Genomic DNA, 11,676 nt, shown 5'->3' on the forward strand with positions numbered 1-11,676 from the left:
CGTTGCTGAGGATTCCAGCCAGTCCGGAATGAGGCCAGCCGCATCGCCGCTTCCCTCACTGAGCAGTAGCTCGTGCCGAACGCACACTGCAGACAACCGCATACGGACATCATGAACCCCTTTCGAGCCGAAAATGTCGCCCTCGGGACCGACTTCCTCGACCATGCCGGGGTGGCGCTGGAGCTGGACAATGCCCTAGAACACGCTCGCCATCTGACTGTGCTGGCCGACCGTGAGCGGATCGCACATAAGCTCAACGACCATGTGATTCAGCAGATCTTCGCTATCGGTTTGGATCTGCAGGGCACCATCGCCCGGTCTCGATCGAGCGAGATCGCCGCTCGGCTGAACCGGTCGGTCACCGACCTGCAGAACGTGATCGAGGACATTCGCACCACCGTCTTCGAATTGCACGTCACCGGCACACAGCGGATCGGCTTTCCACAGCGGATTCGCGCTGCAGTCGCCGACCTGACCGAAAACCGCGATATCGCCACGACACTACGGATGCGCGGGCCAATGAGCGTGATCGGCGACGACCTGGCCGCACACGCTGAGCGGGCCATTCTGGAAGCGGTCAGCTACGCCGTCCGACGCTCTGGGGCAACACAATTGACCATCGCGGTGACCGTTGCCGACGCACTAGACGTCACGGTCACCGACGACGGCTGCGCAATCAGCGCCGAGAATGTGGGTCGCAACGGACTGGCCAACATGACATCCCGCGCCGAAGAGATCGGCGGGAACTGCTACCTCACAACACCACCGGGAGGCGGCACCGAAGTGAACTGGACCGCACCGTTGCTCGCCTGCCATTGACCTCAGGCCACCCCAGTGAACCGGCGCCGGGCTAGGCGGTCAGCACCGCGTAGGGCACCGACGCCACTGGCGGACCGCTGCGATCGCCGTGTTGAGCCCGCGGCGGCGTCCTGTTGCTGGATCGGTCCCCCCGAAACCGGGCCCCAGTTCGGCGAACATCCGCTCGCTGCGGGTCTCCGGAGCATCGTCGGCGGTATCGCGCAAGTAGCGGTCCGGCAGTGACAGTTTGGCGATGGTGCGCCACGTCTTGCCGTACTGCATCAGGAAAGAGCCTGTGGTGTAGGGCAAGTCGTACTTCTCGCAGACGTGCCTGACCCGCACCGAGATCTCGTGCAAACGGTTACTGGGCAGATCAGGGTAAAGGTGATGTTCGATCTGATAGCAGAGGTTGCCGCTCAGGAGCCGCAACACCGGCCCGGCCTCAAAGTTGGCACTGCCCAGCATCTGGCGCAGATACCACTGCCCCATCGTTTCGCTGATCATGTCGATCTTGCTGAATTTCTCTGCGCCATCAGGAAAGTGACCACAAAAGATCACCGCGTCGGCCCAGATGTTGCGGATCACATTAGCCAGCACGTTGGCCCTGAACACCGACTTATAGGTCGCCGCCGGCGACAGCGACGTCAGCGCCGGGAACGCGACGTAATCCTTGACCAACTGTCTGACGGCCTTGATCGAGAACTCACGCACCTGTTCCAACGTGATGTCGCGCTCCGCACCAGCCTTCAAGAGCTTGCCGAGCTCGATGGGCTGAAAACCAATTCCCCACTCAAAGCCGACCGCAAGGACGGCGTTGAACAGCAGGTTGCCGACGTTATACGGCTCCCACGGTTGATCACGAGTAACACGCAGGATCGCGTAGCCCACGTCGTCATCCATCCCGACGATGTTGGTGTACTTGTGATGCTGAAAGTTGTGGGTCGATCGCCAATGCTTAGACACCGCACTCATGTCCCACTCCCATGTCGAGGAATGGACCTCGGGATCATTCATCCAGTTCCACTGACCGTGCATCACGTTGTGGCCGATCTCCATATTCTCGATGATCTTCGCCACACCCAAGGTCACGGTTCCCGCCCACCACACCGAACGTTTGGAGGCACCGGCCAGCAGCAACCGACCGGCGACATCGAGGGCACGTTGCGCACCAATGGTGCGACGGATATAGCGCGCATCACGCTCACCCAGCGAATCCTCAATATCCAGCCGAATCGCATCCAGCTCAACACCCAGACTCTCGATGTCAGCCTCAGTCAAATGGGCGAAGGCCGGAATGTCAGTAATCGCCATGGTTTTCCCCTCTAAGTCTGGTTTCTGTGTCGGATTCCCCAGCATTGATCGGCAACGATGAACTCGGGGTTACCGCGGCTGTTGCGGCCAAGCCAACGACAAGCGTCCTATCGATAGGCCAGGCCACAACTGGCTACGGCTGTTTCGGTTCCTGCTAGGCAGCGGGCTCAGGTGTTTCCGATGCCTGTCCGGCTTACCCAATTTGTCAGCCCGCCAACATTATTCGTTGTTTTGACGGCGACCGGTGACTGCCCCGCGGTGATAAGAGGCGGCGGCTCGTCGCGGAGCGCGGCCTCGACCGTCCGAGCCCGGCCGTCACTGGATAAATCTGGCCGGTTAGTAGTAGTGGCGGCGGCCGCCGACAGCGTGTCCCGTCCGTCCCGCCACCGCGAGTATCACGCCGACCACCAGGAGGATGACCCCGATGACCAAGCAAATATGGGCGTAGGCGAAGGTGGGGACGAGGGCAGGGAGGAGCAGCCCGAGGACGATAAGGACGATTCCGAGAGTGATCATGACGTTACCTAGCTTCTTTCTAGAAGTTTGAAAAGAGAAGGCCCGAGTCGGAGCGTGAAGGTCTCATTCGGCTTGCTCTGCAACTGATTTGGGTTGCGTGCCGATCGTCGCGGCCTTGCGGGTGCGACGCGGCTTGTCCCGCCGGCACCGGTCACATGGCCGGCAAACCGACGGGCGAACCGGGTGAACGGGGTGTTGGTGGCCGTCCGAGTTCGGGGATAACCGGAGGAATATACGGCGCGAGCAAGACGCTCATCAAGTTCAGCGGCGTACAGCCAAACTCTCACCGGACTGGCTGAAGGACTCAGCAACAACAACATTACCCCTCTCGGGGACCCCCGGCTAGTTGACGGCCGAGCGCGGCACGGCCGCGGCGGTTCACCGCACGCTGCGCGCTGAGCAACCCCGTCGGTATGCCGCCGGGAGCCTGCGTAAAGTACGCTATACCTGCGCTGAATAATCTTGCTGGAACTGGACATCCACGCCGAGGCCCGGCGCCGTACACGAGTCAAATCGGCCCCCAGCCGTAGGGAGCCGATAAGGAAATTGGTCGCTACGCACAGTCCAATGCGCGTAGTGTCAAGGGGGCTGAGAATTTCAGCTGGTCCGGGATGAGTTCGGCCGTCCGCCGCCCAACTCAAGGAGCATCGGCTCCGAGCCCCCACACGCCGGTGATTAATAGCACGTCGGGTCACCCATGACCACTTCACGTGCTTGCCGTCAACCACCCACCTGCTGGCGCACCAGATTTCGACGACGGCTGCCGCGCGGGCTTCCTCACGCACAACAACGGCTTCGATTCCCTGATATCTGTGAAGGACGCGCCATGAGATTTTTGATCATTCTGGTCGCGGTGCTCCTCGTTGCCACCCTGATCGCGTTGCCACTGTCGATAAAAGTCGTGACCCAGTACGAGAAGGGTGTGTTATTCCGCCTCGGCAAGGTGGTCGGGGTTAAGGACCCCGGGCTGGCCGTGATCATCCCGGTCATCGATCGGCTGATTAAGGTGGCGCTGCGAATTGTGACGATGCCGATCCAGTCTCAGGGCATCATCACCCGCGACAACGTCAGCGTTGATATTTCGGCGGTCGCTTACTTCCGGGTTATCGACGCGGTGAAATCGGTGGTCGCCATCGAGAACGTCCACGCCGCGATCAACCAGATCGCGCAGACCACGCTGCGCAAGGTTGTCGGCCAGCACACCCTTGACCAGGCGCTGTCGGAGACCGACACCATCAACGCCGATATTCGAAAGATCCTCGACATCGCGACACTCGAATGGGGTGTCGAAGTGACACTGGTCGAGCTCAAGGATATCCAGTTGCCCGACAGCATGAAGCGCGCGATGGCTCGGCAGGCTGAGGCTGAGCGCGAGAAACGCGCCAAAATCATTGCGGCAGAGGGCGAGTCGATGGCCGCGGCCGCGTTGGGCGAGGCGTCGGACACGATGATGGCGCACCCGTTGGCCCTGCAGCTGCGCAACCTGCAAACGCTTGTCGAACTCGGCGTGGAGAAGAACACCACCATCGTGTTCCCGGCGCCTCTAATGAGCGCGATCGGTGAACTGGGCGCCTTCCTTGCCAGAGAAAGTGCTGCCGCCGCGCCCGTACCCCAACCGGCCAACGCGAATAGGGCGGACACGTCAACGCAACCCGGGCACCGGCCCGCGAACGGCCGGGCTTCGGAGTCAAAATGACAAGCAGCACAATGACGACCCGAACCCTCGAACCCGAACTCCTGCACCAGATGGACGCCTACTGGCGGGCGGCGAATTATCTGTCGGTCGGCCAGCTCTACCTGTATGACAACCCGTTGTTGAAACGACCGCTGCGGCTATCGGATGTGAAACCGCTCGTCGTCGGCCATTGGGGAACGACGCCGGGTCAAAACTTCATCTACGTGCACCTGAACCGGGTCATCACGAAGTACGACCTGGACATGTTCTACGTCGCTGGCCCGGGCCATGGCGGCCCGGCCCTGGTCGCCAATACCTACCTCGAGGGCTCCTACACTGAGATCTATCCCGACATCAGCCAGGACGAATCCGGCCTCAAGAAGTTGTTTACCCAATTCTCTTTTCCCGGAGGCATTTCCAGCCACGTGGCACCCACGACGCCGGGTTCGATCCACCAAGGTGGGGAGCTGGGCTACTCGCTGAGTCACGCGTTTGGCGCTGTTTTCGACAATCCCGGCCTAGTCGTCGCGTGCGTGATCGGTGACGGTGAGGCCGAGACCGGGCCACTGGCCACGGCCTGGCATTCCACCAAGTTCCTCAACCCGATCGGCGATGGGGCGGTGCTGCCGATCCTGCATCTGAACGGCTACAAGATCAGCAATCCCACCGTGCTGGCCCGCATCGAACACGAAGAGTTGGACCAGTTCCTGCGCGGCTGCGGTTGGGAGCCCCGCTACGTCGAGGGTGAGGATCCCGAGTATATGCATGAGCTGATGGCCACCGCCCTCGATGAGACGGTGGAGGCCATTCACGGGATCCAACGCGACGCTCGAACCGCCGGCGATACCACCCGCAGACCCTGGCCCGTGATCGTGCTGCGCTCCCCCAAGGGCTGGACCGGACCCAAAGAGGTCGACGGTCGGCAGATCGAAGGCACCTTCCGGGCACACCAGGTGCCATTACTCGTCGACGAGCAGCATCCCGGGCACGTCGAGCAACTGGAGAGCTGGATGCGCAGCTACAGACCCGACGAGTTATTCGACCAGGCCGGACGGCTGCTGCCCGAGCTGGCTGCGCTGGCTCCTGTTGGGCCACGGCGGATGGGCGCCAACCCGCACACCAACGGCGGAGTGTTGCTGCGTGACTTGCGGATGCCCGATTTCCGCACCCACGCCGTGGCAGTCACCTCGCCGGGCGCGGTGGAAGCAGAGGACACCGCCGTGCTCGGCACTTTCCTCCGCGACGTCATCGCGCTCAACGACGAGACACGCAACTTCCGGATCTTCGGGCCCGACGAAACCCTGTCGAACATGCTCGGCGCGGTCTTTGAGGTCACCGACCGACAGTGGCAGGCGCGCACCACCGCGAACGACGAGTTCCTCGCGCCACAGGGGCGCGTGCTGGATTCGATGCTCAGTGAGCACCAAAGTGAAGGCTGGCTGGAAGGTTATCTGCTCACCGGGCGGCACGGGCTGTTCAACTGCTACGAGGCGTTCATCCACATCGTTGACTCGATGTTCAACCAGCACGCCAAATGGCTCAAGGTCACCGCGCAACTGCCGTGGCGCCGCGACATCGCGTCGCTGACTTACCTACTCGCCTCCCATGTCTGGCAGCAAGACCACAACGGCTTCACCCACCAAGATCCCGGCTTCCTAGACCATGTCGTAAACAAAAAGGCTGACGTCGTACGGGTCTACCTGCCGCCGGACGCCAACTGCCTACTCTCGGTTGCGGACCACTGTCTGCGCAGCCGCCACTACGTCAACGTCGTGGTCGCCGGGAAGCGCGCGATGCCGCAATGGCTCAGCATGGACGACGCGGTGGTCCACTGCACCGAGGGCATCGGCATTTGGGAATGGGCCGGAAACGACCGCGGCGTGGAACCGGATGCGGTCCTGGCTTGCTGCGGAGATACTCCGACCCTCGAGGTACTCGCGGCCGTGTCGATCCTGCGGGAACACCTGCCCGAGTTGAAGATCCGGGTGGTCAACGTCGTGGACCTGATGAGGCTGCAGTCGGCCACCGAGCACCCGCACGGGCTAAGCGACCGCGACTACGACACCCTGTTCACCACCGACAAACACATCATCTTCGCGTTCCACGGCTACCCGAGCCTGATCCACCGACTCACCTACCGCCGGACCAACCGCAATCTGCATGTGCGCGGCTACAACGAAGAGGGCACCATCACTACCGCCTTCGACATGCGGGTGCAGAACCGCTTGGACCGTTTCCACCTCGTCGCAGACGTCATCGACCGGATGCCCCAACTCGGCGCAACCGGCGACTACCTCAAGCAGGCGATGGCCGACAAGCTCGTCGAACACAGCCTCTACATCAACACCCACGGCCAAGACCTGCCCGAAATCCGCAACTGGAGCTGGAATCCACCGCGAGTGACTTCGACACCGCCGATCGGCGGACGAACAGTGTTCGCAGAGTTTCCGTCGGCCAGAGCCCTCCCCGTCACACGCCGACGTCCGACATAAGGAACAACCGGCATAATCGCTGACGCGCCCAATTCTCGGATCAGGCCGGACACATTGATGGGTAGCGACATATCAGGAACGCGGCGCAGTTGGCGTGCCGCGCCCCGTCGTTGCACAACAGCCAGCCCTGGCAATGGATCGCCGAGGATGCACGGCTACACCTCTACGTTGATCGCAACCGGATTCTCTACTCCGCCGACGAGCCGACGAGCTGCAGCTGGAACTGGCGAAGGCGTCGAAACTCACCGAATCGCTACGAGCGTACGATACCTCGTATCGTAATGAATTAAATTGTTGGACAGGTCATTTCGAAAAACCAGGTGGTCGAATTTCGGGTCCGGCATGGTGGCGGTTCATACCAGCGCCCGACGCTTAGCGAGAAGGCGGTGTGCCAAGTCCAGATAGGCATTGGCCACCACCGGCCAGGACATCGCCGGGGCCAACCGGCGTGCCTCCGCGGCCATCGAGCCAGCAAGGCGCGGCTCGGTCAGCACTCGGCGCAGGGCGGATGTCAGCGCATCGGGATCATTGTGCCCGACAACGATGCCCGCCCCACTGCCGAGGAGTTCGAGGGCGTGCGGGAACGCGGTCGCAACGACCGGCCTCCCGCTCGCGATGGCATCGACCAGAACACCGGAAGTGACCTGATCCGTCGAGTCGTAGGGCAGCACCACCACGGCCGAGGACTGGACAAGCGCCGCCAGCGACGATGCATCGCGGTAGTTGGCGTCAAAGCACACCGAGTCCGCGACGCCACGCAGTCGCGCCTGTTCGGCGCGGGCGTCACGGTATGCCTCGCCATCGGCGGCCAGAACCTTTGGGTGCGTGCGGCCGGCAATCAGGTAACGCGGCCGGCCATGGAGCTCATGCAGCGAACCCATCGCCTCGATGACCCGTTCGATGCCCTTGCCCGGACCCAGCAGACCCCAGGTCAGCAAAGTCGGTCGGCCGGAACGCTTCACGGGCGTGTTCCTCGGGACGGTCGCGCCATGCGCGATCGTGGTGACTTTCCGGCGATCAACGTCGTAGCCTAGGCACAGGCGTTGCCTGGCCGCCTCCGACATAACAACCACCTGAGCGGCCGTCGCCGCGATCGTCTCGAGCACCGAACGCTGGTGAGGGGTCGGGTCTTTGAGAACCGTGTGGGCGACCACGATCGACGGGATGCGCAGCGCGCCGATGATATCCACGACTTCGTCTCCGTCGACGCCGCCGTAGATGCCGTACTCATGCTGCACGACCGCGATGTCGCTCTCGTTCAGCAATTCGGAGGCTGCAGCCACCGACGTCGCGGAACCGTTGACCAGCTCTCCGATCACCCGAGCGTCAGAAGACAACGACCCGTCGGCCACCCGTACGACGCTGACGTCAGAACCATTCGCGTGCAGCCCTTCTGACAAGGCCGCACTGAACGTCGCCAACCCACACGGTGTCGGTGCATACGTACTGAGAATGCCGAAACTCGTTGGGCCGCAACGGCCTTGCCGAACGAAAGCAGAATTCGATGATCGAAAGAGGGATAGAGCACTCAAGGTGATCCCAATTGACGGTTATCACCGGCGTGCCCGGCGCGAGCCGTTGCTCTGCGAGATCAGCGGCGGACAGCTGACTTCATTCCGGACTGGCTGGATGCCCAACGTCACTCACACTACACGCGATGACCGGCTATCGCCGCGTGAGCCCGGCCAGTATGCGCAGGCCGACGGCGTGCCGACTGATACCGGCGTCGGCACCCTCAACCGTGAGGTGGCATTCGGCTTGCTCGGGCGTGTAGCCCCGACCGACGAGGACTCCGATTGCTTGATTAATGACCGACGCCTCTAAACGGCTTGTCGCGGAATCCCGTTCGGCAGGCACCGCCAGGTGCTGATCGAGGACGAAGTCACTCAGGGGCCGGCCGGTCAGCCACGCGAGGTCCGCGGCGAGGTCGACAAAGGTTCCCGGCGACCCCGCGTACAGGACGAGGACGACGGTCGGGAGAAGACCGACGTCACCGACACCTGGCACCGCGAGCCTGAGCGAGGTGCGGACATCACCCGTCCCGGCACTGTCGACGAATGTGGTGAACGCGAACGGCGGATCAATGCCGTCGACGGTCACGCTCAACCCCATGAAGGTGGGTATTGCCGCGGCGGCATCGGCCGTGAGCCGGCGCAGACTATCGGCGACATCGGCGCCCGGCTCATCCAACGCCGCGGTGAGGATGCCTAGGTCTGCGGCTAGCGCCGCTGCGATCTCCACAAGGGACTGCTCCGCTGCGCGCTCCCGAGCGCGATCGAGCGTGCCGGCGCCGCGCACGGCCGGTCGCTGTGCGTGGTGAGGATTCTCAAGACGCGAGTCAGGACCCGTCCCGTAACTGTTTCCCCGCTTGTTACGGTACGCCGGATGGACTCTCCGGCGTGGGTCGAGCGCGGGCGCGGGCGCGGCGCACGGCTTCATCGACAATGTGTTGGGCCACGTCGGCCAATTTGCGGTGCTGAGATTGGCTCATCGCTCGCAGTTGGGTGAACGCGTCCTCGGCGCTGCGCCCGGTACGTCCGCGGATCAGACCGATCGCTTGATCGATCACTGGGCGGGTGGACAACGCCGTCTGCAACTGGACAGTAAGAGCAAGCGCGTCCGCAAGGATCTGCGCGTTGTGTACGGCGACCGCCGCTGGTTTGGCGAACAACTCCCCAAACTCGGCGGCGTGCTCATCGAAAACGTCTTTGCCGTAGGCGTATACGTTGATCGCCCCGACCACGCGATCGGGCAGCAGCAGCGGCAGCGACAGCGCGCTGTGCACCCCCAACCTGCCGACCCGTGGACCGAACCGCGGCCACATCTTCTCCCCGCCCAACGACCCCGAGCGCACCGTGCGACGTTCCAGCGCCGCCGTGATGCAGGGCCCTTCGTTGAGGGTGACGTACTGAATTTCGTCAATCTCGGCGACAAAGGGAGCGCTGGCCGCCAACGCCGCGACCATGTCGTCCACCCGGTCGACATTGAGCAGCGTGACTCCGGCACCATCGGCCCCCGGTATCGCGCGGACGGCGAACGACGCTACCTCCGCCAGCAACTCGGGCAAGCGCCGATGACCGGCGACCAGACCCGCGAGATTGCTGATCGCCGCCTGTAAATCGGCATCGTCGGCACTGAGCTGCGCCGGTGTCCGCGATCCCAGCGGTGGGTCATCAGCGTCCTCGGTGGACTCCACCATTGCCGGTACCTGCCTCATAACCTGCTGGAGCCCGGCGGCACCGGCGACCAGCCACATACCCAGGGCGTACCCGCCGCGAGTTGCCTACCATCCTAGGGCGAAACTGGTTGGCCGGCCTAAGGCGAGGGTGGCTGATGGCTTCCCGACTTTGGGCACTCCGGCCGACCACGGTGTAGCGTGAGAGCTGCTGAGAATCTCAGCTGGTCCGGGACGGGTTCAGCCGTACGCTGCTCAACCCAAGGAGCGTTGCTCCGAGCCCTGACAATCCGGTGATCGCCCGCACGACGGGATCACCATGACCAAGACACTGTTAGACTCGGCCGCCCTGCCGGGCGATGCCATCTTCTCGACACCTTTCTCGACGCCTTTCCCCAAGTCGCGCAACGGTCAATTGGCGTATTGGGACACTCGCTGGATGAAGTCGTCGGTGGTCATCGTCAGCGCCCACGGCGACATCGACACTACGAACGCGCATACCCTGGCCGAGTATCCACTCGCCCACCTGATGCGTTGCCGCGGACTGATCCTCGATCTGACCCGTCTGGAATTCTTTGGTGCCGCGGGCTTCTCGGCGCTGCGCAGAATCTCGGTGAGCTGCGCGGGCGCTGGAATCGCCTGGGCGTTGGTCCCGGGTGCCGCGGTATCCCTGGTGCTGCGAATCTGCGATCCGGACCGCTTGGTGCCAACCGCCGATACCGTCAGCGCGGTACTAGCGAGCCTGCACGCAGCGGCGGCCGATTCGCACTACTCCGAATAACGGGTCCGAATAACGGGCGCAAAGTGCGGTGATGCCGGGAGACACCGATCAACGATGTCGTGAGCTTTTGTCGCTCAGCGAATCTGCTCAGGGATCGAATTCAGTGCGTCCAGTACGTGCACCGCAAGCTCGCCCGCGGCGGCATCATCGATTTTCGAGTGCGTTTTCAACGTCTCCTTGACGAGTCTTACACGCTTTTCATAAGGCGAGATAAGTGTTGACCGAGATACCATGATTTCATTCCTATTCCGTCCAGTTTGTTCAGTCAAGGAAAACCCCTCGACAGTATCGATCTTAGTCCGTGAATGGGCTGGCGTCTCCCCCCGCGTTGAGGAGGAATTTGACGGGTTGAATATCGTCGGACAACAGGAAGGCGCCGAAGCCAGAATAATCAAAACCCTCTTGACACGTCACTCGTCGATGATCGCCAAAATCTGGAAAATCCAGTCAGAAAGGTGCCGAATAGCTCGAGGTCCCCCGGTTGGCCGGCCGGGGCTGATAAAGCACGATTTCGAGTGCGAAAACCCCCCGAGGTCGACCAACAAAGGCGTCCACGACGAAGCAAGTCAATGCCCGATCGCCCCAGGGGTTTTCGTGTCGAACGGCTAGATGGCGGTCACTCCCACCGCTTGGGGGCCTTTATCCCCTTGGGCGATCTCGAACTGGACTCGCTGATTCTCCTCGAGCGAGCGAAAACCGCCTGATTGGATCTCAGAATAGTGGACGAACACGTCCTTTGCGCCACCGTCAGGGGCGATAAAGCCGAAGCCCTTTTCGCCGTTGAACCATTTCACGGTCCCCTGTGTCATACTAATTTCTTTCTCCTTCACATGGATGTAATTGAGATACATCCCTGTTCTCAGGGTAACATACTTGTAAAATACACAGGGATGGCAGGTTCCAGTGACCTTGGGGGCGCTGGATGTTC

General features: G+C 62.3%; 11 protein-coding genes and 1 pseudogene. 5 read left to right on the top strand and 7 right to left on the bottom strand.

The window, feature by feature from the left end; translation table 11 throughout:
- Positions 1-111: 111 nt before the first annotated feature.
- Entirely contained in the window at positions 112-819 is a 708-nt protein-coding gene (locus tag SKC41_RS01605) for a sensor histidine kinase (RefSeq protein WP_330976022.1), read from the top strand.
- A gap of 39 nt (positions 820-858) precedes the next feature.
- Here SKC41_RS01605 and SKC41_RS01610 read toward each other — a convergent pair whose 3' ends face one another.
- Both SKC41_RS01610 and SKC41_RS01615 read right to left on the bottom strand, forming a co-directional pair.
- Entirely contained in the window at positions 859-2,109 is a 1,251-nt protein-coding gene (locus SKC41_RS01610) for a fatty acid desaturase family protein (RefSeq protein ID WP_330976023.1), read from the bottom strand.
- Positions 2,110-2,445: 336 nt separating this feature from the next.
- Positions 2,446-2,625 carry a DUF6131 family protein gene (locus SKC41_RS01615; protein ID WP_330976024.1) on the bottom strand — a complete coding sequence of 60 codons (180 nt, stop codon included), beginning with the start codon at positions 2,623-2,625 and terminating at the stop codon, positions 2,446-2,448.
- An 826-nt stretch (positions 2,626-3,451) separates the two neighbouring features.
- Between SKC41_RS01615 and SKC41_RS01620 the strand changes: the two genes are divergently transcribed.
- The 3 genes and pseudogenes from SKC41_RS01620 to SKC41_RS31810 all read left to right on the top strand — a co-directional run.
- Entirely contained in the window at positions 3,452-4,321 is an 870-nt protein-coding gene (locus SKC41_RS01620) for a slipin family protein (RefSeq protein ID WP_330976025.1), read from the top strand.
- 11 nt (positions 4,322-4,332) lie between these two features.
- Positions 4,333-6,792, top strand: coding sequence for a phosphoketolase family protein (locus SKC41_RS01625; protein WP_442931518.1), 2,460 nt, complete (start codon positions 4,333-4,335; stop codon positions 6,790-6,792).
- A 57-nt stretch (positions 6,793-6,849) separates the two neighbouring features.
- A pseudogene (locus SKC41_RS31810) lies at positions 6,850-6,992 on the top strand (NAD(P)H nitroreductase); the annotation flags it as partial.
- Between the two features lie 153 nt (positions 6,993-7,145).
- On the opposite strand, the gene SKC41_RS01635 reads toward SKC41_RS31810, so the two are convergent.
- The 3 genes from SKC41_RS01635 to SKC41_RS01645 all read right to left on the bottom strand — a co-directional run bounded on the left by SKC41_RS01635 (position 7,146) and on the right by SKC41_RS01645 (position 9,991).
- Positions 7,146-8,324 (bottom strand): glycosyltransferase, encoded by a 1,179-nt coding sequence (locus tag SKC41_RS01635; RefSeq protein WP_442931519.1) that lies wholly within the window; start codon positions 8,322-8,324, stop codon positions 7,146-7,148.
- Positions 8,325-8,457: 133 nt separating this feature from the next.
- Entirely contained in the window at positions 8,458-9,090 is a 633-nt protein-coding gene (locus SKC41_RS01640; protein ID WP_330976027.1) for a hypothetical protein, read from the bottom strand.
- A 73-nt stretch (positions 9,091-9,163) separates the two neighbouring features.
- On the bottom strand, positions 9,164-9,991 hold the full coding sequence (locus SKC41_RS01645) for a GAF and ANTAR domain-containing protein (RefSeq protein WP_330976028.1): 828 nt from the start codon (positions 9,989-9,991) through the stop codon (positions 9,164-9,166).
- 295 nt (positions 9,992-10,286) lie between these two features.
- On the opposite strand from SKC41_RS01645, the gene SKC41_RS01650 reads away from it, so the two are divergent.
- Positions 10,287-10,748, top strand: a complete 462-nt coding sequence (locus SKC41_RS01650; protein WP_330976029.1) for an STAS domain-containing protein — start codon at positions 10,287-10,289, stop codon at positions 10,746-10,748.
- A gap of 74 nt (positions 10,749-10,822) precedes the next feature.
- On the opposite strand, the gene SKC41_RS01655 is transcribed toward SKC41_RS01650, so the two are convergent.
- Positions 10,823-10,981, bottom strand: coding sequence for a DUF6307 family protein (locus SKC41_RS01655; RefSeq protein ID WP_330978720.1), 159 nt, complete (start codon positions 10,979-10,981; stop codon positions 10,823-10,825).
- Positions 10,982-11,353: 372 nt separating this feature from the next.
- Positions 11,354-11,557, bottom strand: a complete 204-nt coding sequence (locus tag SKC41_RS01660; RefSeq protein ID WP_330978721.1) for a cold-shock protein — start codon at positions 11,555-11,557, stop codon at positions 11,354-11,356.
- Between the last annotated feature and the right edge of the window lie 119 nt (positions 11,558-11,676).

This window comes from Mycobacterium sp. 050128 (genome assembly GCF_036409155.1).
Lineage (GTDB): Bacteria > Actinomycetota > Actinomycetes > Mycobacteriales > Mycobacteriaceae > Mycobacterium.